21 protein-coding genes are annotated in these 20,274 nt (G+C 62.0%); 4 read left to right on the top strand and 17 right to left on the bottom strand.

The genetic code is table 11. The annotated features are described in order from the left end of the window. Positions 1–79: 79 nt before the first annotated feature. The 13 genes from ftsH to ruvC form a co-directional block, all read right to left on the bottom strand. Positions 80–1,996 (bottom strand): ATP-dependent zinc metalloprotease FtsH, encoded by a 1,917-nt coding sequence (gene ftsH, locus GLP43_RS05045; protein ID WP_237278437.1) that lies wholly within the window; start codon positions 1,994–1,996, stop codon positions 80–82. Between the two features lie 78 nt (positions 1,997–2,074). Beyond that, positions 2,075–3,334: a tRNA lysidine(34) synthetase TilS gene (gene tilS / locus GLP43_RS05040; protein ID WP_443069474.1), complete on the bottom strand. Its 1,260-nt coding sequence runs from the start codon at positions 3,332–3,334 to the stop codon at positions 2,075–2,077. A 4-nt stretch (positions 3,335–3,338) separates the two neighbouring features. After that, on the bottom strand, positions 3,339–4,190 hold the full coding sequence (gene ybgF, locus GLP43_RS05035; protein WP_237278435.1) for a tol-pal system protein YbgF: 852 nt from the start codon (positions 4,188–4,190) through the stop codon (positions 3,339–3,341). Between the two features lie 28 nt (positions 4,191–4,218). Then, positions 4,219–4,743 carry a peptidoglycan-associated lipoprotein Pal gene (gene pal, locus GLP43_RS05030; RefSeq protein ID WP_237278434.1) on the bottom strand — a complete coding sequence of 175 codons (525 nt, stop codon included), beginning with the start codon at positions 4,741–4,743 and terminating at the stop codon, positions 4,219–4,221. Positions 4,744–4,843: 100 nt separating this feature from the next. Continuing rightward, positions 4,844–6,166, bottom strand: coding sequence for a Tol-Pal system beta propeller repeat protein TolB (gene tolB, locus GLP43_RS05025; protein ID WP_237278433.1), 1,323 nt, complete (start codon positions 6,164–6,166; stop codon positions 4,844–4,846). Then, entirely contained in the window at positions 6,163–7,347 is a 1,185-nt protein-coding gene (locus GLP43_RS05020; RefSeq protein WP_237278432.1) for an energy transducer TonB, read from the bottom strand. Before GLP43_RS05020 ends, tolB begins: the two co-directional genes overlap by 4 nt. Before the next feature lie 2 nt (positions 7,348–7,349). Continuing rightward, positions 7,350–7,829: a protein TolR gene (gene tolR, locus GLP43_RS05015; RefSeq protein ID WP_005851648.1), complete on the bottom strand. Its 480-nt coding sequence runs from the start codon at positions 7,827–7,829 to the stop codon at positions 7,350–7,352. 3 nt (positions 7,830–7,832) lie between these two features. Beyond that, the gene (gene tolQ / locus GLP43_RS05010; protein WP_005851646.1) at positions 7,833–8,528 is read right to left on the bottom strand and encodes a protein TolQ; all 696 of its coding nucleotides are present in this window, start codon (positions 8,526–8,528) and stop codon (positions 7,833–7,835) included. 132 nt (positions 8,529–8,660) lie between these two features. Further along, positions 8,661–9,047, bottom strand: coding sequence for a tol-pal system-associated acyl-CoA thioesterase (gene ybgC / locus GLP43_RS05005; protein ID WP_237278431.1), 387 nt, complete (start codon positions 9,045–9,047; stop codon positions 8,661–8,663). Further along, entirely contained in the window at positions 9,044–9,667 is a 624-nt protein-coding gene (locus tag GLP43_RS05000; RefSeq protein ID WP_237278430.1) for a hypothetical protein, read from the bottom strand. The genes ybgC and GLP43_RS05000 overlap by 4 nt, the downstream gene beginning before the upstream one ends. A gap of 47 nt (positions 9,668–9,714) precedes the next feature. Beyond that, a complete protein-coding gene (gene ruvB, locus GLP43_RS04995; protein WP_009826108.1) occupies positions 9,715–10,734 on the bottom strand; it encodes a Holliday junction branch migration DNA helicase RuvB in 1,020 nt (339 codons plus the stop codon). A gap of 49 nt (positions 10,735–10,783) precedes the next feature. Next, positions 10,784–11,452 carry a Holliday junction branch migration protein RuvA gene (gene ruvA, locus GLP43_RS04990; RefSeq protein ID WP_009826107.1) on the bottom strand — a complete coding sequence of 223 codons (669 nt, stop codon included), beginning with the start codon at positions 11,450–11,452 and terminating at the stop codon, positions 10,784–10,786. Further along, the gene (ruvC, locus tag GLP43_RS04985) at positions 11,449–11,955 is read right to left on the bottom strand and encodes a crossover junction endodeoxyribonuclease RuvC (protein ID WP_237278429.1); all 507 of its coding nucleotides are present in this window, start codon (positions 11,953–11,955) and stop codon (positions 11,449–11,451) included. Before ruvC ends, ruvA begins: the two co-directional genes overlap by 4 nt. A gap of 330 nt (positions 11,956–12,285) precedes the next feature. On the opposite strand from ruvC, the gene GLP43_RS04980 reads away from it, so the two are divergent. Next, positions 12,286–12,504: a DUF1127 domain-containing protein gene (locus GLP43_RS04980; RefSeq protein WP_237278428.1), complete on the top strand. Its 219-nt coding sequence runs from the start codon at positions 12,286–12,288 to the stop codon at positions 12,502–12,504. Positions 12,505–12,637: 133 nt separating this feature from the next. Here the strand turns inward: GLP43_RS04980 and GLP43_RS04975 are convergent, their stop codons facing one another. From GLP43_RS04975 to GLP43_RS04960, 4 genes are all read right to left on the bottom strand, one after another. Further along, positions 12,638–12,985 (bottom strand): hypothetical protein, encoded by a 348-nt coding sequence (locus GLP43_RS04975; RefSeq protein ID WP_237278427.1) that lies wholly within the window; start codon positions 12,983–12,985, stop codon positions 12,638–12,640. 109 nt (positions 12,986–13,094) lie between these two features. After that, on the bottom strand, positions 13,095–13,967 hold the full coding sequence (locus tag GLP43_RS04970; RefSeq protein WP_237278426.1) for a 50S ribosomal protein L11 methyltransferase: 873 nt from the start codon (positions 13,965–13,967) through the stop codon (positions 13,095–13,097). A gap of 59 nt (positions 13,968–14,026) precedes the next feature. Continuing rightward, positions 14,027–15,259: an MFS transporter gene (locus GLP43_RS04965; protein WP_237278425.1), complete on the bottom strand. Its 1,233-nt coding sequence runs from the start codon at positions 15,257–15,259 to the stop codon at positions 14,027–14,029. Between the two features lie 144 nt (positions 15,260–15,403). Further along, positions 15,404–17,599, bottom strand: coding sequence for a primosomal protein N' (locus GLP43_RS04960; protein WP_336885966.1), 2,196 nt, complete (start codon positions 17,597–17,599; stop codon positions 15,404–15,406). Between the two features lie 118 nt (positions 17,600–17,717). Between GLP43_RS04960 and fsa the strand changes: the two genes are divergently transcribed. The 3 genes from fsa to GLP43_RS04945 all read left to right on the top strand — a co-directional run bounded on the left by fsa (position 17,718) and on the right by GLP43_RS04945 (position 20,272). Further along, positions 17,718–18,371 carry a fructose-6-phosphate aldolase gene (gene fsa, locus GLP43_RS04955; protein ID WP_009826101.1) on the top strand — a complete coding sequence of 218 codons (654 nt, stop codon included), beginning with the start codon at positions 17,718–17,720 and terminating at the stop codon, positions 18,369–18,371. A gap of 249 nt (positions 18,372–18,620) precedes the next feature. Beyond that, positions 18,621–19,328, top strand: a complete 708-nt coding sequence (locus GLP43_RS04950; RefSeq protein ID WP_005851624.1) for a DUF484 family protein — start codon at positions 18,621–18,623, stop codon at positions 19,326–19,328. Continuing rightward, complete coding sequence (locus tag GLP43_RS04945; protein ID WP_237278423.1) at positions 19,325–20,272, top strand: tyrosine recombinase XerC; 948 nt, start codon at positions 19,325–19,327, stop codon at positions 20,270–20,272. Before GLP43_RS04950 ends, GLP43_RS04945 begins: the two co-directional genes overlap by 4 nt. The last annotated feature ends 2 nt before the right edge of the window (positions 20,273–20,274 follow it).

Here is a 20,274-nt window from a genome sequence, read left to right as displayed (position 1 = left end):
GCGCAAAGCCGCGGCAAAAGAAAAGGCCCCGCGGGTGCAGGGCCTTTGCTTTCGTATTCTGGTGATCAACGCCTAGGCGTCAGACGCTTGGCTCTGGCTCCATCCCGCTTGGCGGAGGCGTCTTTTTGCCTTTGGCCTTGGGGATCGCGGTCAGGCTTGGCTTGTCCGTGCCACTGGTGTCTTCGCCGTCCGGATCTTGGGGCGGTTTGCCTTCCATGACGCGTTTGATCTCTTCGCCGGTGAGGGTCTCATACTCCAGCAGACCTTGGGCCAGACGTTCGAATTCTTCCTCGTGGTCGGTGATCATTTTGAAGGCGCGGTCGTAGCCTTCGTCGATGATGCGCTTCACTTCGGATTCGATCAGCTCTTTCGTGGCCGCAGACACGCTGAACCCGCCCGCGCCGCCGTTGGCTTGGTACCCAGCAGCCGCTTCCGAATAGTCGATGTTGCCGACCTTGTCGGACATGCCCATGCGCATCACCATGCCACGCGCCAACTGGCTGGCCTGCATGATATCGCCCATCGGGCCCGACGACACGGTTTCAGCGCCATATTTGAAGATCTCAGCCGCTTTGCCCGCCATGGTCATGGCGATCTTTTGCTCGGCTTCGTCCTTGAACATCTGCAGCTTGTCCATTTCGGGCAGGCTCATCACCATACCCAAGGCACCGCCGCGCGGAATGATCGTGGCCTTATAGACAGGGTCGCATTTCGGCAGCTTGATCCCGACGATGGCGTGACCGGCTTCGTGGTAGGCGGTCTTTTCCTTCTGGTCCTGCGTCAACACCATCGACCGGCGCTCGGCACCCATCATGATCTTGTCTTTCGCGGCCTCGAAATCCATCATCGCGACAAAGCGACGGCCCACGCGTGCGGCGGTCAGCGCGGCCTCGTTCACGAGGTTCGCCAGATCCGCACCCGAGAAACCGGGCGTACCGCGCGCGATAATGCGCAGGTCTACGTCAGGGCCAAGCGGTGTCTTGCGCGCATGCACCCCAAGGATTTTCTCGCGGCCTTTGATGTCGGGATTGCCCACGGTAACCTGACGGTCAAAGCGGCCCGGACGCAGCAAGGCAGGGTCCAGCACGTCTTTGCGGTTGGTCGCGGCGATGATGATCACGCCTTCGTTCGCCTCAAAGCCGTCCATCTCGACCAGCAGTTGGTTCAACGTCTGTTCACGCTCGTCGTTGCCACCACCATAGCCCGCGCCACGGGACCGGCCCACGGCGTCAATCTCATCAATGAACACAATGCAGGGCGCGTTTTTCTTGGCCTGTTCGAACATATCGCGCACGCGGCTGGCACCCACACCAACGAACATCTCTACAAAGTCGGAGCCCGAGATGGTGAAGAACGGCACACCCGCCTCGCCAGCAATCGCACGCGCCAGCAGTGTTTTACCCGTACCGGGAGGGCCCTCAAGCAGCGCGCCTTTGGGGATCTTGCCGCCCAAACGGCTGAACTTTTGCGGGTTGCGCAGGAATTCGACGATCTCTTCCAGTTCTTCCTTCGCCTCGTCGATGCCCGCCACGTCGTCAAACGTCACACGACCGTGTTTTTCGGTCAGCATCTTGGCCTTGGACTTGCCGAACCCCATCGCCCCGCCTTTGCCACCGCCCTGCATGCGATTCATGAAATAGATCCATACACCGATCAGCAGAAGGATGGGCAACAGCGACATCAGGAAGGTCTGGAAACCGGATTGCTGCTGGGGCTCAGCGCGCACAGGGATGTCCTTGGACATCAGCAGGCTGGTGACCTCGGCGTCTTCGGGCCGGATCGTGACATAGTCACTGCCATCGGCACGACGGAAACGGACCTGTTCACCATCAAGCGTGACGTTGCGCACGTCCCCTGCTTCGACAGCGGTCACAAATTCGGAATAGCTGATTTCACGGCTTTGCAGCCCGCCAGTCGAGCCGCTGAACAGATTGAACAGCGCCAAAACCAAAAGCATCAATACAACCCAAAAGGCGAGATTGCGCATATTACCCAAAGGAAAGTCTCCTACATCCGGGGGACGGCACCAAACACAGCGCCCAATGCGTGTAAGATAGACACGATCGGCGCATGTTCAATGCGTCATATGTGCGGCGAAAAAGGCATCTTCGCCGCGTTCGAGCACTGCTTGCCAGTTTTGCGACCGACCGACAAGGGGGGCAGCGACCAGTTCCGCGCCCTGCCACACCGCCGGAGAGGACAGCAACACGCCGCGCGGCACGCCCAAATCGCGCCAATCAGCAAAGCTGCGCAGCCCCTCAGCACCCAAGGCACGAATTGCCATTTGCGTGTTGGACGCAGGCGTATCGCCGCAAGGTTCCAGACGCCAGCGGCCGTCCCAGAGTGCGCCGACGGGCGCATCAACCGCTCGCACCGCCTGCAACTCTCTGTAAATCCACAGTTTATCGCGTTTCAGACGCAGCTCACACCCCTGCACGGTCGCGGCACCGGCAGCATCAAGCGCTGTCAGCACCTCTGCCACGGCGCTGCTGCGTGGGGCGTAGGTGGCACCGTTGATCCAAGCGATCGTATGGGTCAGCAATCGGCGGCGTGTCTCTTTCGGGAGGCCACACAGCGCCTGCCAGTCAATCGCCACGGCACCGCATTGAACGTGGGCATGGGCGCGCGCGGCGGCAAACATCTGCGCGTCAAGCGCGGTACGGGCGTCGGCAAGGTGGCGCGAGACATCGGCAAGGGCGGCAGAATCAACGCCCAGATCGGTCAGCACCGCCAGCGCCTTGCGGATGCGCACCCGCGCAAAGCTGTCATCCTCGTTGCTGGGGTCGTCGACCCAAGTCACCCCGCGACGCGTCAGATGCGCGCGCAGGTCGGCGCGTCGGGCGTTGAGCAAGGGCCTGTGCCAACGCATGCCGTGACGGTCGAAAATCGCAGGCATGGCGGATAGCCCGTCGACCCCTGCCCGGCGCCCCAAACGCATCACGAAAGTCTCTGCCAGATCTTCGGCGGTATGCCCAATGCAGACAGCGCCAATGCCCTGCCCCCGTGCCCAATCCGCCAACAACCGGTAACGCGCCTTGCGGGCCTCGTTCTGCAAATTGCCGCTGTGATCCCAGCCCGTCCATCTCAACGTGTCATGCGGAACGCCAAGCGCGCGACACTGGCCGGCGACCATCGCGGCTTCGCGGGCGGCCTCGGGTCGCAAGCCGTGATCCACGGTCGCTGCGTGCAGCGCGATCCCGCGGCTGCGGGCATAGTCTTTCAGAAGATGTAAAAGCGCGACAGAGTCGCCGCCCCCCGACACCGCCACACCCAATACGGGCGGCGGCGCGGGGTCAAAGCTGGCGGCGATGCTCTGCGCCAGCGGGTCGGTCATCGGATCACTGGCAGGCAAGCACGCTGCGTTCGGATTGTGCCTGCGCGACGAAGGGGCTTGTGGGGAAGCGCGATGCGACTTCGCCCAAGGTCACGCAGGCTTCTTGGGTTTGGCCCAAGGCCCCCAAAGAGCTGCCAAGCTGGTACAGTGCTTCTGCCGCGACAGGCCCCGCGGGATCGGCGCTAAAGCTTGCCAGATAGGCGCGTGCCGCTTCGCGGGTATCCCCCAGGCCGTCCAGCGCGTCGCCGCGCCGCAGGTCGGCTTCGGGGCCTAGCGGTCCGCCCGGGTAGGTCTGATTGAAGGTCGCAAACTGGTCTGCGGCGCTGCGAAAGTCACCGTCAGCGAGCGCCGCCTTCGCCCGCTCGAAATCTATTTTTTCACCCACCGCAAGTTCTGCGGTATTGGTGGGGGTAGAGGTATTGGCCAATGGGTCCGCTGGTGCGGGCACGGGCGTGGCGGGTGCCATGGTCGCGGGCATCTCGCCCCCGCCAAGGGTAGAGGTCTGGCCGAGGCTGCCCACATCGCCGCCTTCAAGCTCCACGAGCCGGAATTCCAGATCACCGATCCGGTTGGTCCCATCGGTGACCACGCGGTTGATCCGGTTTTCCAGCTCTTCGGTTTTAGAGGTCAGGCGCTGCAGTTCGCTTTCCATTGCATTGACGCGTTCGAGCACCGACCCACCGGTCACGGCAACGCTCGCGCCGCCCGTGGTGGACAGTTCCCGGCGCAGCTTTTGCACCTCGACGTTCAGTACCGTCAGCTCCTGACGCACATCCGCCAAAGTCTGCGCATCCTGCGCCTGCGCCGCGACCGGCCCAAAGGCCAGTCCAAGCGCTACAATCAAAGCAAACCGCATATTAAAATCCTAACCTAACGTAGACGACTTAGCTGGTCAGACCGCCCGCAAGTACGGTCACGGCCCGACGGTTCTTGGCATAGCATGCCTCGCTCGAACAGACTTCGATCGGGCGTTCCTTACCATAGCTTACAACGCGAAGACGGCTGGCGGCGATCCCGCGCGAGATCAAATATTCGCGCGCGGCATTGGCACGGCGTGCGCCAAGCGCAAGGTTATATTCCCGTGTGCCCTGCTCGTCCGCGTGACCTTCGATCACGGCTTGATAGTCGGTGTTGGTGTTCAACCATGCCGCCTGACCGTCCAATGTCGCTTGGCCTTCGGGGGTCAGGTTGGATTGGTCCACCAAGAACAACACGCGGTCACCAACGGCTTCTTGGAAATACGCGGTGGAGGCCGGGTCGTTCGCGCTGCCGGGGATAATGCCCCCGTTCAGACCTGCGCCATTCGCGGCACCGTTGTTCATGCCGTCCGCGCCAAAGCGGTCAGGGTTGGTACAGGCCGATACGGCCAGGGCTGCGATCAATAGAGTTGCGGTGAGAATGCGGTTCATGGACTGTGCCTTTTTGACGATAGCATTTTGGTGTGTCTGTTGTGTCGGTGTTACCATAGTGCCTTGGTATTGGGAAACACCAAGGCACTATGGCTGTTGTTTACTTCTGAAGCGGCGACCAAGACGGGTCCGATCCGCCCTCTTGGGTGCGCACAGGCTTGAGGTTCCGGCCCGAGATATCGACGGAATAGAGCGACGATGCCCCGCCTGCCCCTTGGGTTTCCCGTGCGAACATGATGACGCGGCCGTTTGGGGCCCATGTGGGGCCTTCATCCAGGAACGACGCGGTCAGCAGACGTTCTTCCGATCCGTCCAGCCGCATCACGCCGATGTGGAACCGGCCCTTGTTCTGCTTGGTAAAGGCCACCAGATCGCCGCGCGGCGACCAGACCGGCGTGCCATACCGCCCTTCGCCAAACGAGATCCGCGTCGCCTCGCCGCCTGTTGCTGGCATGATATACAGCTGCTGCGACCCCGAACGGTCGCTCTCAAAAACGATCCGGCTGCCGTCTGGCGAATAGCTGGGCGCAGTTTCGATCGCAGGTGTGTTGGTCAGCCGTGTCGACTGGCCGGTGTTGATATCCATCGTGTAGATATCAGTATTCCCGCCTTGGGTCAGCGAATAGACAACCGTATTGCCGGACGGAGAGAACCGCGGCGCAAAGCTCATGGTGCCTTCGGCGCTTTCCAGCACGCGACGCTGCACCGACCCGATGTCGAGCACATAGATCCGCGGGAAGCCGCTTTCGTAGCTGGTGTAGAGGATACGATCCCCCGAGGGCGAGAACCGCGGCGCCAGCACGATGGACGAGCTGTCGGTCAGATAGCGCACATTGGCCCCATCGTAATCCATCACAGCCAGCCGTTTCGCGCGGTCGTCCTTGGGCCCCGTCTCAGAGACATAGACGACGCGGCTGTCGAAATAACCACCTTCGCCCGTGATACGCGAATAGACGGCATCCGCCACCTTATGCGCCATGCGACGCCAGCCATCGACCGTGCCCGCAAACTGCAAGCCCGACCCCAGCTCGGCCCCCGAGAACACGTCGTACAGACGGAACTTCACGTTCAGCGTATTGCCCGACACGCTGACGGCACCGGTGATCAGCGCCTGCGCGTTGATCGCCTTCCAGTCAGCATATTGGATCGGCGCATTAAAATCGCTCACGTTCGAGATATAGGCGCTTGCCGGCACTTCGCGGAACAAACCGGAGCCGACAAGATCTTCGGACACGACCCGCGCTAGATCGACCGCCATCTGCCCCGCGTCCCCGCTTTCGGGCTGAAAACTGGGCACGGCAAAGGGCAAGGGTTCAATCACACCTTCGGTAATCTCGATCCGCAATGGTCCATCCTGCGCCTGCGCGACCGAGGCAACACCGCCGATAAGCGCGAGACAGAGGCTCAGAATTCGTACAATCATTTGATGCGCATCCTTTCAGGATTAAAGGTCATCTCAATATTCTGCCATTGACCGAATTTTTCTACAGGAAGCTGATACCCGCGCGCGCCGCAGCGGATAATTGCCCGCCGTGCGGCCTCGAACGCCTGATTGGCAGCCCCCTGTGATCCGCCCGAACTGCTGGTCATCTTGATCGAATTGGTCTGTGGCGTGCCATCTTGGTTCATTGCGACACTCACCACTACAGTAGTGCGCAATGCCTCGGAGGAAAGAGACCCCACGTTCCAGCACGACGATACTGCCACGCGCAGCGATTCTTTCTCGCCAGCTGACAATGGCGGGCCAGAGGGGGCCGCCGGAGTCGCAGGCGCGTCGGTCTCTCCCATGGCCTCGGCGAGGGCGGCTGCCACGGCGTCCTTATCCGTTGTCGGTTCGGGCGTCGGCTTGGGGGCCTCTGGCTTGGGTGTTTCCGGCTTCGGTGTGGCGGGCTTTGGTGTGGCGGGCTTTGGCGCTTCGGGTTTCGGCGTCTCCACGGGTGCCTCTGCCACCTGCGGCGCAGGCGGTGTAGGGCGGCGGGCCGGAGGGCGTGCGGATTGGGTCGGCGACGCTTTGGGCGCTTCCGTTGCTTCGGTCACAATCTGCGTTGTGGCTTCTTCGGGGGCGGTGGCTTCCTGTGCCTCTTCCACGACCTTCTCTGCCGGCGCATCCGGTGTCGCGGCCTCGCGCAGCACATCATCGGTGCGCGCCTCGGGATCCGGGGCCTCTACAGGTTCGGGGGCCACACGCTCTACAGGGCGCGGCACGGCGACGGGTGCTTCCTCTGGCGTCAGAACGGCGACATCGGCAGGCGGCTCGGGCAGCTCGGGGGCCTGATCGCTCACGTCCTCCGAGGGGGGCGGTGCGATGGGTTCGGGCTCTGGCACAGGCTCCGGTTCCGGGGCGGGCTCGGGCTCCGGCGCAGGCTCAGGGGTCGGTTCTGGTTCGGGGGCGGGTTCCGGTTCAGGGGCAGGCTCGGGCTGCGCCGCGGCCTCCGCCTGCGCGGATTGCGCTGCGGCGACCATCTCGTCATATTGCGCGGCAGAGATCACCGACACTTCCTGCATCTCCACAGGGTCGCTGTGCGAGGTAAAGATATTCCCCAGCAACAGCCAGCCGATGAGCCCCAAGTGACCCGCGCCAGAGATGTACTGCCCCTTGTGCATGGTTACCCGCCTGACGCGCCTGTGCCGTCCAACTTCGGCCCGCCGGTTTCAGTCACCAGACCAATGTTGCTAAAGCCACCTGCGTTCAGCGCCCCCATGACTTCCATGATCGAGGCATAGGGCACGGCCCCATCCGCACGCAGGAACACGCGATCGCTCGCACGCTCCGCCGAAATGGCACGCAGCTTGGCAACCAGATCATCACGCCCGGTCTCTGTCTTCTGGATCTGCACGGACCCGTCCGCCAGAACGGTCACGGTCAACGGCTCCTCCTGCTCGGACGGCAGGGCGGTGGCCGCTGTTTTCGGCAACTCAACCGGCACGCCAACCGTCAGCAAAGGTGCCGCGACCATAAAGATGATCAAGAGCACCAGCATCACGTCAACGAAGGGCGTGATGTTGATCTCTGCCATCGGCTGCGCACGACCGCGACGGCGACCACGGCCACCCCCGCCCTGCTTTTTCATCACCCCACCTGCCATGGCTCAGCTATCCAGCTGACGGCTGAGGATGGTGGCGAATTCATCGGCAAAGGCTTCGTAGCCGCCCAAAATACGGTCTGAATCCGCGCTCAGCTTGTTATAGAAGATAACCGCGGGAATAGCCGCCAAAAGGCCGATACCTGTGGCCAGAAGCGCCTCGGCAATACCGGGGGCGACGACGACAAGGCTGGTGTTTTGCTGGGCCGCAATCTCGATGAAAGAGTTCATGATCCCGAACACGGTCCCGAACAGACCGATGAATGGCGCGGTAGACCCGGTGGTCGCCAGCACGGGCAAGCCCTTTTGCAGACGCTCTGCCTCTTTGGCAATCGCCACATCCATGCTGCGGTCGATCCGCGCGGTGGCACCGGGGATCAGCCCGCCATCCTCACGATGCGACCGACGCCATTCCGTCATACCGGCGGCGAAAATCTTTTCTGCGGCCCCATCCGGATCCGGCCCGATCGTGTCATACAACCCGTCCAGTGGCTCGCCCGACCAGAATGCTTGGTCAAACCGCTCTGCCTCGGCTTTGGCGTGGCGGTACTGGATCATCTTTTGAATGATGATCGACCAAGACCAGAAGGACGCGACGATCAGCATGATCATCACGAGTTTTACGGTAATCGTTGCGCGGAGAAATAGACCCAAGAGCGAGAAATCAATCTCGCTTGCCGCCGCCAGCGTTTCTGCTTCCATCGGTTCTGCTCTTTTTGTTGCGCCCAAAAGGGGCTTCATCTGCCTCAACGGCCCTGTTTTCCAAGGCGCTATTTGGCACAAGCTTAGCCGAGTGCAATATCTATTGCTAGGATTATGGGGCCAATCCGCCTGCTAGACGGGGATTGAGCGAAGTTTCGCTGGCAATCGGCAGGGTTTGCCTGACGCCGCGATACAAACAATCGTAACCACCGCCCGAAACAGGACCGTATCGCCGCGTTTGACCTCTTGCTGCATCTCCATGCGGGCCGGCGTGATCGACGTGGCCCATGTCTCTACATCAAGCATATCGTCGAATACCGCAGGCTGAATGTAATCCGCCTCGACCCGCCGCACGGCAAAGACCACGCCTTCGGCCTTCATGGCCAGCTGGTCGATGCCCATCTCGCGCACCCAGTCACTGCGCGCCCGTTCGATATAGCGCAGGTAATTCGCGTAATAGACGATCCCCGCCATATCGGTGTCTTCATAGTAAACGCGGATCGGCAGACGATGGGTCATTGCGCCGCCCCCACCCGCGCGAACAAACGCAAGGCATGGGACGGGTCCTGCGCTGCTACAGGCATCACGGGGTCATAGGCCGCACGCAACAGCGCCGCCACCTCTGGCTTCAGGATCGTCGCTCCCTCGTGCAGCGCCAGTGGCGACACCTCGCGGAACGCAGTATCAGACCATAACAAGAAAGACTGCACGATCTGCCCCAGTGCTAGGGCCTGAGCGGGCATCGCGCTCAGTTGCTCGTCCATGCGCAGAAAGACGAAACATGCCTTGATGGCGCCTGTCTCGTCAAAGCGGAACAGACGATACTGATTGGCCCCCGCCGCATCCAGCTTTTTCACCAACGGGCCAAGATCAGGCACCAGACGGTCCAGATCGGGCACCTCCAACAGCTCTGCCCAATCCTTGAAAAGGAACATCATCAGATTGCTGCCAAGTTCGGGGTCAGTCTCTGACATGCTGTGCCCCGCCAACTGACAGACCGCCTCGATCGCGCTTTTGACCACGGTCAGCGTCGCATCATCCACGCCAAAAACCACAGGAGCCAGAGGGCGGCCCCAACGGGCAAAGGCATAGCTGTCGTCGCTTCGGGTAAACAGCGCTTCGATCTCTTGTGGTGTCATCTCAACTTCCAAATGGTCTTAAATCCTCGCCGAAGGCATCCCTGCCCTCAGCCAAACAAATCGCTTTGGGGTTTGGGCGGAGCCATCCCCAGATGCGTCCAGGCTTTCTGCGCCAACATCCGTCCCCGCGGCGTGCGCTGGATCAGCCCTTGTTGCAGCAGATAAGGCTCGATCACCTCTTCCAGCGCATCACGGGATTCTGACAGCGCCGCCGACATGGTTTCGATCCCGACCGGTCCACCCTGATAATTCTCGGCGATCAGACGCAGATAGCGGCGGTCGGCCCCGTCCAGCCCCAGCTTGTCGACGCCAAGACGGGTCAGCGCCATATCCGCCAGCGCGCGGGTCACGCGGCCGTCGCCTTCGACCACGGCGAAATCCACAACGCGGCGCAGCAGACGGCCCGCGATACGCGGGGTGCCACGAGCGCGTTTGGCGATCTCGCGTGCGCCCCCCTCATCGGCGGGGGCCCCCAGCTTGCGGGCATTGCGATCGACGATGATGAACAACTCATCCTCGGTATAGAACTGCAAACGCGTCGGGATGCCGAAACGGTCGCGCAGCGGCGTGGTCAACAGCCCCATGCGCGTTGTCGCGCCCACCAGCGTGAAGGGCTGCAGCTCGATCCGCACGGTGCGCGCGGCGGGGCCTTCGCCGATCACCAGATCCAGTTCAAAGTCCTCCAACGCGGGATACAGAACCTCTTCCACCGCTGGGTTCAGACGGTGGATTTCGTCGATGAACAACACGTCGCGGGCTTCGAGGTTGGTCAGGATCGCCGCCAGATCGCCGGCCTTGGCCAGCACAGGGCCAGAGGTCATGCGGAACCCGACCCCAAGCTCGCGCGCCATAATCTGCGCCAGCGTGGTCTTCCCCAATCCGGGCGGGCCGTGGAACAGCGTGTGATCCATCGCCTCGCCCCGCTGCTTAGCGGATTGGATGAACACCTTGAGGTTGGCCCGCGCCTCGGCCTGACCGACGAATTCATCCAGCATCTGCGGGCGCAGGGCGCGGTCTATATCACCGGGCTGCGGGTCCGGCCGCAAAGTTGGGTCACTGTCGATCATCAAATATCCAAGCAAGGTTCATACGGACGGCCATGCGGCTATGCGCATCCTATCCTTTGGGGGCAAGCAGTTTCAACGCCGCGCGGATCAGCTGCGGTGTCTCGGCCTCTGGCATCTCTCCGGCGGCTTGCGCCACGGCCCCTGCCGCATCGCCCGGACCATAGCCGAGGTTGCCAAGCGCCGACAGCGCCTCTGCCTGCGCGGACTGGTTCGGCGGAGCCACGGGGCGGCGTTTGGGGGCGGCGGTTTCGATCACCTCTGCTGCGGCTTCGACCTCGCCATGCGCTTCGGCCAGCGAACCGGTCATCGCCATCACCCCCGGAGCCTTATCCTTGAGGTCCAGCACCACGCGCTGCGCAATTTTGGGACCGACGCCCTTGGCCACTTTGACCGCGTTCCAGTCGCCAAGCGCGATGGCGCGGCTGACACCATCTGGCCCAAGCGCGCCCAGAATGGCGAGCGATGCCTTGGCCCCCACCCCCTGAACAGAGGTCAGCAACCGGTGCCATTCCTTTTCCGCCAACGTCTGAAAGCCGAAAAGCTGCATAAGGTCTTCGCGCACCACCAGATCGGTGAAAAGCGCCACAACCTCGCCCACGCCGGGCAGCGCGGCCATCGTCCGGTCTGAGCAATAGACCAGATAGCCAACGCCACGCACGTCGATCAGCAAATGGTCCGGCGCGCGATAATCAATACGTCCTGTGATCTTGCCAATCATGCGCTTGCCCTTGCGACGGCCTGCGCCAAGGTCGACGCCCCCCCGTGATGCGCGTGACAGATCGCGATCGCCAACGCATCCGCGGCATCGGGGCCGGCAATCTCTGCCCCCGGCAATTGCATGCGTACCATATGAAGCACCTGCCCCTTATCCGCGTGGCCGACGCCAACAACCGTTTTCTTGACCGTATTGGGCGCATATTCACCAACCGCCAGCCCCGCCTGCGCAGGCACCAGCATCGCGATCCCCCGCGCCTGCCCCAGCTTGAGCGTCCCGGCACCGTCCTTGTTCACAAAAGTCTGTTCCACCGCCGCGGCATCGGGTCGATAGGTCACCATAATGCGCGTCAACTGCGCATGGAGCGACAAAAGGCGCGTGGCAAGATCGACCCCCTCGGACTGACAAATGCCGTTCGCCACATGGGTGATGCGGCTGCCGGCCACGTCGATGACGCCCCAGCCCATATTGCGCAAGCCCGGATCAATGCCGATTACCCGTATCATATGCCCATTATCCTCACGAATTTTCTTTTTCCAAGGCAGTAGCACGAAACGCGAACATCCACCAAGGTTTTTGCACCGCGCCACACAAAAGTCACAATTCAACCTGGAAGGTGGATTTCGGGGCGGGTTGCGACGCTCAAGACACTGAAAACGACCCCCGCGTCAGTGGCGGCAAACCCCTTATGCATAGGCGCTAAACCGCCAAATGCTGCTATGCAGCAAACGCAGAACACACATGCGCCGGTGGGTGTTGTGAAGTGTTTTCAATCTGCCTAATTGCACAGCGCACCGCCGGATAATCCGGCTTTTCTTTATTCAAGGATGGCTCCAATGGCTGTTTACTATACTACCCCAACCACCTACGGCACCGCCGCCGCTGTTAACCGCTTTTTCGCCCAACTTGGCGACGTTGTCGGCAGCATCATCAAATGGAACGACGCACGTGTCACACGCAACGCCCTGTCCGCGCTGTCCGACCGTGAACTCGACGATATCGGTCTGGTCCGTGGCGACATCGAACGCGTCGCGATGAACCACTTCATCCGCTAAGGGTCGATGTTTCATAGCGCCCAAGGGGCTGCCAACCCAAAGCACAAGCCACGCACATCTGAATGATCTGCGTGGCTTCATTTATTCTACGACAGTGAAATATGACGGTGCAGGCCACCGTTCCGCAGCGTCCCTATCCGCGAAAAACCGGCCCCAGCTTACGGGCAAGCGTTTGCGTCACCGGATCGACCTGCAAAACCCAAGCCCCTGCCTGTTCGATCACGGTGCCCTGCGCCAATGTGTCCAGCCTGCTGTCATAAGCCGTGGGGCCAATCGCCGCCAGAACGAACCCTTTGAAGCAGACGAACAGGACCACCAACGCGACCAGTAATTTGGTCGGAACCCGCAGGCTGCGCCGCGTCGGCCGCGCGACAACCAGCCCGTCGGCGCGGATGGTGGTGTAATAGCCCCGAGCGAGCTTGATATTCTTACTCTCTAAACTCTTTACGCGTGTCCCAAATTGTTGACGAGCATCAACCATGGCAGCCTCTAGTTGCTAAAGGCCCCCACCTCTCGCAAGGCCACAATAAAGCAAGAATGTGTCAAATTCTCTGCATTTCGACCTTGTTCATGGCGAAAAGTGACAAAGATTATGGCTTTTTCTGGACAGTCAGCGTTGTCCAGTCACCAATCACCTCTCGGTTGATCAGATTGATGCCAGATTGCGCATAAACCTCGATCACGTCATCCGCCTGTTCATTTAAAATGCCAGATAGAATCGCATAGCCCTCGGGGGCCAGCGCCTCGGCCATATCGGGGGCAAGTGCGACCAGCGGCCCTTTCAGGATATTGGCGAATACCAGATCGAAGGGCGCGCGCGATGCCAGTTCGGGATGGTCAAACCCCGCCGCTTCGACGCAGATCAGACGGTCGGTCAGATTATTCGCGGCCGCATTGGCGCGGGCCACGTCCACTGCGACCTCATCAATATCGCTGGCCAACACCGGGTTCGGCCAGATCCGTGCCGCCGCCATGGCCAGAACCGCCGTGCCGCAGCCGATATCCGCCACGTTCTGCCCGACCTTGCCGCCGTTCGCCAGCCGGTCCAACGCACGCAGGCAGCCCAACGTCGTGCCATGGTGCCCCGTTCCAAAGGCCATCGCCGCCTCGATCAACAGCGGCTCGCAACCTTCGGGGACCTTGTCAGCGTCATGGCTACCGTAAACAAAGAACCGGCCCGCCTCGACCGGCGACAGCTCGCGGCGCACATGGGCGACCCAGTCGGTTTCCGGCAGCTCTGACACGACAAATTCCTTCGCCCCCATAGAGGCCGCCAGCACCGCCAGCGCTGTCTCATCCGGGCTTTCCTCGAAATAGCCACCGACTTCCCACAGGCCCGAGCCGTCTTCCATCTCGAAAACGCCGACACCGGTGGGTTCCGGCACCAGCCGTTCCATCGCATCGCCCAATGCATAGGCGGGCTTGCGTCCTTCAAGGGTCGTCAAAGCTGTGAATGTTGGCATGGGAAACTCCGTCAGGATCGCCGATATCGCCGCGCGACGTCCGGCTATGTCAGGGGATGCTACTCGGCCGGGGCCGGCAGCGGATTGGAAAAGATCGTCTCGTGGCCCGGCACGGGATGGCGCGGGATCATCAGCGACAGCAACAGCGACACCAGCGCCATCCCCGCCGCAAGGAAAAACACCGCCGCGGGCGAGATCAGCCACAGCAACCCCAGCCCCACAGGCAGGAACACCGCCGCGATGTGGTTGATGGTAAAGGCCACCGCCGCCGTCGGCGCAATGTCGGCAGGGTCGGCGATCTTCTGGAAATAGGTCTTGAGCGCGAGCGCCAGCGCAAAGAACATGTGATCCAGCACATAAAGCGTCGCGGCCACCACCACGCCCCAGCCCAGATAATAGACGCCGCCATAGGCCAGAAACACGATAATCAGCCCGATGTATTCAAAGCTCAGCGTGCGGCGCTCTCCAAAGAAGCCGACAGCACGGCCCATCAGCGGGGCAAAGATCATATTGGCGATCAGGTTGATCAGATAGAGCAGGGTGATTTCATGCACATCAAAGCCAAAGCGTTCGACCATCATGAAGCCCGCAAAAACGACAAAGATCTGCCGCCGCGCGCCAGACATGAATTGCAGCGCATAATACAACCAGTACCGCTTGCGCAGCACCATCTTCTTGACTTGTGGTGTCGGGGCCTCGAACTGCGGATAAGCCACCAGCGCCACCAATGCGATCACCGCCGTCACGCCGCCGCCAATCAAGTAGACAATGTTATAGGACAGCGACAAGGTATCCCACAGCGCCATGATCGCCAGATAGGCGACCAGCGTCGCCGCCGACCCCGCCGCCATCAGCCAGCCAATCATGCGCGGCGCGTCCTCGATCTTGAGCCACTGCAGCTGCAGCGACTGGTTCACCGTCTCGTAATAGTGAAACCCGATAGAGCTGAGCATGGTGATCGTCAGGATACCGCCCATCGACGGGAACCACGCGGTCAGCGCCGTCGCCACCCCCAGCAGCACCAGCGACACCAATCCTAGCACCTGTTCGCGCACGAACAGGATAATCGCGATCACGCCGACCGCCAGAAAGCCCGGTATCTCGCGCACCGTATGCAGCAACCCGATGTCTGATCCGTCGAACCCTGCGACCTCGATCACAAAGTTATTCAGCAGCGCCGACCATGTGTTGAAGGCAATCGGCATCGCGAGCGCCATAAGGAACAGCAGCGCCACGGGGCGGCGCCAGAACGGTTGATGCTTGGCATCTTCAAGGGTCACATATTGGGTCATGGGCAATTCCTTACCCCCGTTCCCGCCCCTTGACGAGATCAAATCACCCGCCCCACGCGCGTGGTCCGCGCAACCGCGCCTTCCAAATGGCCCAAAATCCTCGCCGAAGGCCGTTTGCCCCGCTGGGGCAAGCGCGTCGCACTGCTAATAAAAACTCTGCGGGTCGATATCGACGGCGATGCGCGCGTCATTCTTCAACCGCAGCTGTGCGACCCATTTCGCCAATGCCTCTTGCAAGGGGGCGGCCTTTTCGGCCTTGACCAACAGCCGCACCCGATGGCGTCCGCGCACCCGTGCGATTGGCGCGGGCGCAGGCCCATACACCTGCGCGCCGACGGCCCGCAGCGGCCCATCCTGCCGCGCCAGCTGGTTGCCCGCATCAAACAGCGCGGCCACATCGGGGCCGCTCAGGATGATGCCCGCCATCCGGCCATAGGGCGGCACGCCGGCATGGCGGCGCTCTCCGGCTTCGGCTTTCCAGAACCCCTCCTCATCCCCTGCCAGAATGGCGCGGATCACGGGGTGATCCGGCTGAAAGGTCTGCAACAGCGCGGTGCCCGGAGCCTCTGCCCGTCCGGCGCGCCCTGCGACCTGCCGCATCAGTTGATAGGTTCGCTCTGCCGCACGCAGGTCCGATCCCATCAGCCCCAGATCCGCGTCGATGACCCCCACTAGCGTGAGGTTGGGAAAGTTGTGCCCTTTGGCGACCAGCTGCGTGCCGATGATGATATCCGCCGCGCCGTCGGCGATCCCCGCGATCTCGGCCTTGAGCGCGCGGGCAGAGCCATACATGTCCGAACTCAGCGTCGCGACCCGCGCCTCGGGCCAAAGGGCGGCGGCCTCTTCGCCCAGACGTTCCACCCCCGGTCCCACGGCAGCCAGCTTGCCTTCGACCTCGCACGAGGGGCAGACCTCGGGCATGGGTTTGCTTTCGCCGCATTGGTGGCAGACCAGTCGTTTGAGGTAGCGGTGTTCGACCATCCGCGCATCGCAATGATCGCAGCCGATCTGATGCCCGCAGGCGCGGCACAGGGTCACCGGCGCATAGCCGCGGCGGTTGATGAACAGCATCGCCTGCTCGCCCCGTTCCAGCCGCTTGTCGACCTCGACCTTCAACGTGGGCGACACCCATTTATCGCTCGGCAGGCCTTCGCTGCGCATGTCGATCGCGCCCATCGTCGGCATCACCGCCGGCCCAAAGCGCGATGTCAGCTCGACCCGCGTATATTTCCCAGCCTCGGCGTTGGCCCAGCTTTCCAACGAAGGCGTAGCCGACGCCAACACCACCTGCGCCCCGCAGATGGACGCCCGTAGCACAGCCATGTCACGGGCGTTATACAGCACGCCTTCTTCCTGCTTGTAGGATGTGTCATGTTCCTCGTCGACGACGATCAGACCAAGGTTCTGGAACGGCAAAAACAGCGCCGACCGCGCACCGATCACCACCTGAGCCTGCCCCTGCCCGACCATTTTCCAGATGCGACGCCGCTCTGTCATTGTGGCACCCGAATGCCATTCCGCAGGCTTTGCGCCAAACCGCGCCTGCACGCGGTGCAAGAACTGTTCGGTCAGCGCGATTTCCGGCAGCAGCACCAAAGCCTGTCTGCCGGATTTTAGCGCGGCGGCCACGGCCTCCAGATAAACTTCGGTCTTGCCCGATCCGGTCACGCCCCGCAGCAAGGTGGTGCCATATGTGCCCGAGGCCACCCCCGCCGCCAACAGCGCCGAGGCCGAGGCCTGATCATCCGTTAGCTCTTTGCTGGGCAGGCTCGGGTCCATGCGCATGAACGGCAGATCGCGCGGGCTATCCTGTTCCAGCACTGCGCCTTGGGTCACCAACCCCTTGATCACCGAGGCCGTTACCCCCGACATCTCGGCCAGTTCCTTCAGCGTGAACGAAAGGTCGCCATACTCCGCCAGAGTTTCCAACACGCGACGGCGCGCGTCGGTCATCCGGTCGGGTTCCCCCTCTCCACGCCGGTAAATTTTGCGCATCGATGGCGGGTCACCCAACCCCGGCGCACGCGTCGCCAGCCGCAGCATCGCGGGCATCGGCGTCAGCGTATATGCGGCGGCACGGGTCAGAAAGCTGCGCAGTTCTTCGCGCATGGGGGCCGCATCGAGCACGCGGATCACCGACCGTATCTTGGACAGTTCGTAATCCCCCTGCCCAGCGCCCCAGACAACACCGATCACCTTGCGCGGACCCAAAGGCACCTCGACGAAGGCACCCATATGGCAGCCGCCTTCGGGCGCTTTGTAATCCAGCGCACGGCCCAGCGGCTGGGTGGTCATCACGGCCACCAGCTCATTTGCATGAAAAAATTCTGGCGGTTTCACCAATCGCTCCGGAACGGGGTTACGGGAATTAGGGTTCCAGCTTGGCGGATGATGCGCTAAAGCCCTAGGCGACAGACATAGCCATTCCTGCTGCCTATTCCAACCTGAAGGACGTAACATGAAATTCTTCGTAGATACCGCCGAAATCGATGCCATCGCCGAGCTGAACGATCTGGGCATGGTAGACGGGGTAACAACAAACCCGTCGCTGATCCTGAAATCCGGCCGCAACATTCTGGAAGTCACGAAAGAGATTTGTGACTTGGTCGACGGCCCCGTCTCTGCCGAAGTTGTCGCGACCAAAGCGGATGACATGATCGCCGAAGGCCGCAAACTGGCCGAGATCGCGGAAAACATCACCGTGAAGCTGCCCCTGACATGGGACGGCCTGAAAGCGTGCAAAGTGCTTTCGGACGAGGGCAAGATGGTTAACGTCACGCTCTGCTTCTCGGCGAACCAGGCATTGATCGCGGCTAAGGCCGGTGCCACGTTCATCTCGCCATTCATCGGGCGTCTGGATGACATCAACCTTGACGGCATGGACCTGATCCAAGACATCCGCACGATCTATGACAACTACGGGTTCGAGACTGAAATCCTCGCCGCATCGATCCGCACCGTGAACCACGTGCTGGATGCCGCGCGTATCGGTGCCGACGTTATGACCGCCCCACCAGAAGTGATCAAGAAGCTGGCCGCGCACCCGCTGACGGACAAGGGTCTTGAGACCTTTATGGCCGATTGGGCAAAGACAGGTCAGAACATCCTCTGATCCCGCCTTTCGGGCGACGACAAACGGTGCACGCGCGTCACAGGCTGCGCGTGCCCACCACGACCTGCATGGGCCCGTCGCTGGCCCGTGCCCTCGCGGAAAACCGCACCAACCTCGCCCTACCTCTGCCCCGTCCATGCGCGGCAAAGGGCGGTTTGACGCCGAAATACCACCCCTATACCAAAAGAAAAAAGCAGATTTAGCCTGACGCGCATGCTATGTCAGTGCCAAATATAAAAAGAGACCCGCATGAGCAGTAACCACAAGATCGAAGATTCCCTTCGGGAAGCGATTATTTCACAGCCCGACGTCATCCTTGACGACAACGACGTGATGCAGGCCCTGATCGCCGCGAATGAACGCGCGATGGGGGGCAATATTGTCGATCTGCGCGGCATCGCCATGGACCGACTGGAAACCCGTCTGGACCGGCTTGAGGACACGCACCGCAACGTGATCGCCGCGGCCTATGAAAACCTTGCGGGGACCAACCAGATCCACCGCGCGATCCTGCGCATGCTGGACCCTGTAGATTTCGAACCCTTCCTCAAGGATCTCGGGGGCGAGGTTGCCGATATCCTGCGGGTCGACGCTGTGCGGCTGGTGCTGGAATCTGCCGAGAATGACGATGATCCCGCGATCAAGCGCTTGGGCGATGTGCTGAACGTCGCCGAACCCGGGTTTATTGACGACTACCTGTCGCACGGGCGCGGCGGCACGGTGCGTCAGGTGACCCTGCGCGGTGTGCAGCACAGCCCCGAACATATCTACGGCGGCGCGGCGGATTGGATCCGGTCGGAAGCCTGCCTGAAACTGAACTTTGGCGCGGGCCGTTTGCCGGGCCTGCTGATCCTTGGCTCCGAAGACCCGCATATGTTCAGCCCGCAACAGGGCACCGATCTGCTGGGCTTCTTCGCTGGCGTGTTCGAGCGGACGATGCGCCGCTGGCTGTCTTGAGCGGGGCAAACGCGCTTTTGATCAGCCCCGCCGCGCGGGACGCCCTGCAAAGCTGGCTGGACCATCAACGCGCCCTGAAAGGGGCCGCCGAGAACACGATCACCGCCTATCAGGGGGATCTGGTCGATTTCCTTGCGTTCATGACGTTGCACAAGGGCGACAGCCAAGGCTTGGGCGCGCTGTCAAAGATCTCCATCTCGGACATGCGCGCCTGGATGGCGCAGACCCGCAGCGGGGATGTCGGGCCACGGTCGATGGCGCGCAAGCTGTCGGCGGTCAAGGCGTTCTATCGCTGGCTGGCAGAGCGCGAGGGGTTCGAGCCTACCGCCGTGCTCTCTACCAGATCGCCGAAGTTTCCCAAAAAGCTGCCCCGCCCGTTGGCGATTGATGCCGCTCAGGCGATGATCGACAGCGTGGAAATGCAGTCGCGTCATGCCTGGGTGGCCGCGCGGGATGTGGCGGTCCTGACCCTGCTGTGGGGGTGCGGGCTGCGGATATCCGAAGCGCTTGGCCTCAAGGGGGCCGACGCGCCCCTGCCCGAGGTGCTGCGTATCATCGGTAAGGGCGGTAAGGAACGGGTGGTGCCCGTGCTCCCTGCGGCGCGCGATGCCGTGGAGGCCTATCTGCGCGTCTGCCCCTATGGGCAGGAACGGGATGCGCCGCTGTTTCGTGCAGTGCGCGGCGGGCCTTTGGCAGCGCGGGCGATTTCGCAGGTCATGGCGGACGCACGGATGCAGCTTGGCCTGCCTGCCAGCGCCACACCCCACGCGCTGCGCCACAGCTTTGCCACGCATTTGCTGGATGCGGGGGGCGATCTGCGTGCGATCCAAGAGCTTTTGGGCCATGCCTCGCTCTCGACCACGCAGGCCTATACGGCTGTCGATACCGCGCGTCTGATGGATGTCTATAACCGCGCCCACCCCAAGGCGGGCGGCGGCAACTAACG

Source organism: Sulfitobacter sp. M39, assembly GCF_021735935.1.
GTDB lineage: Bacteria > Pseudomonadota > Alphaproteobacteria > Rhodobacterales > Rhodobacteraceae > Sulfitobacter.
Note: the sequence above shows the minus strand (reverse complement) of the source record. Positions and strands in the feature narration are given on the sequence as shown.

Excerpts from the sequence above, each read along its gene's own strand:
- GLP43_RS04975 (WP_237278427.1), bottom strand. The coding sequence starts at position 12,985 with ATGGTTGATGCTCGTCAACAATTTGGGACACGCGTAAAGAGTTTAGAG.
- ruvC (WP_237278429.1), bottom strand. The coding sequence starts at position 11,955 with ATGATACGGGTAATCGGCATTGATCCGGGCTTGCGCAATATGGGCTGG.
- ybgF (WP_237278435.1), bottom strand. The coding sequence starts at position 4,190 with ATGCGGTTTGCTTTGATTGTAGCGCTTGGACTGGCCTTTGGGCCGGTC.
- GLP43_RS05020 (WP_237278432.1), bottom strand. The coding sequence starts at position 7,347 with ATGCACAAGGGGCAGTACATCTCTGGCGCGGGTCACTTGGGGCTCATC.
- tilS (WP_443069474.1), bottom strand. The coding sequence starts at position 3,334 with ATGACCGACCCGCTGGCGCAGAGCATCGCCGCCAGCTTTGACCCCGCG.
- GLP43_RS04980 (WP_237278428.1), top strand. The coding sequence starts at position 12,286 with ATGGCTGTTTACTATACTACCCCAACCACCTACGGCACCGCCGCCGCT.
- tolB (WP_237278433.1), bottom strand. The coding sequence starts at position 6,166 with ATGATTGTACGAATTCTGAGCCTCTGTCTCGCGCTTATCGGCGGTGTT.
- ruvB (WP_009826108.1), bottom strand. The coding sequence starts at position 10,734 with ATGATCGACAGTGACCCAACTTTGCGGCCGGACCCGCAGCCCGGTGAT.
- tolQ (WP_005851646.1), bottom strand. The coding sequence starts at position 8,528 with ATGGAAGCAGAAACGCTGGCGGCGGCAAGCGAGATTGATTTCTCGCTC.
- ruvA (WP_009826107.1), bottom strand. The coding sequence starts at position 11,452 with ATGATTGGCAAGATCACAGGACGTATTGATTATCGCGCGCCGGACCAT.
- tolR (WP_005851648.1), bottom strand. The coding sequence starts at position 7,829 with ATGGCAGGTGGGGTGATGAAAAAGCAGGGCGGGGGTGGCCGTGGTCGC.
- fsa (WP_009826101.1), top strand. The coding sequence starts at position 17,718 with ATGAAATTCTTCGTAGATACCGCCGAAATCGATGCCATCGCCGAGCTG.
- GLP43_RS04965 (WP_237278425.1), bottom strand. The coding sequence starts at position 15,259 with ATGACCCAATATGTGACCCTTGAAGATGCCAAGCATCAACCGTTCTGG.
- ybgC (WP_237278431.1), bottom strand. The coding sequence starts at position 9,047 with ATGACCCATCGTCTGCCGATCCGCGTTTACTATGAAGACACCGATATG.
- GLP43_RS05000 (WP_237278430.1), bottom strand. The coding sequence starts at position 9,667 with ATGACACCACAAGAGATCGAAGCGCTGTTTACCCGAAGCGACGACAGC.
- GLP43_RS04970 (WP_237278426.1), bottom strand. The coding sequence starts at position 13,967 with ATGCCAACATTCACAGCTTTGACGACCCTTGAAGGACGCAAGCCCGCC.
- pal (WP_237278434.1), bottom strand. The coding sequence starts at position 4,743 with ATGAACCGCATTCTCACCGCAACTCTATTGATCGCAGCCCTGGCCGTA.
- GLP43_RS04950 (WP_005851624.1), top strand. The coding sequence starts at position 18,621 with ATGAGCAGTAACCACAAGATCGAAGATTCCCTTCGGGAAGCGATTATT.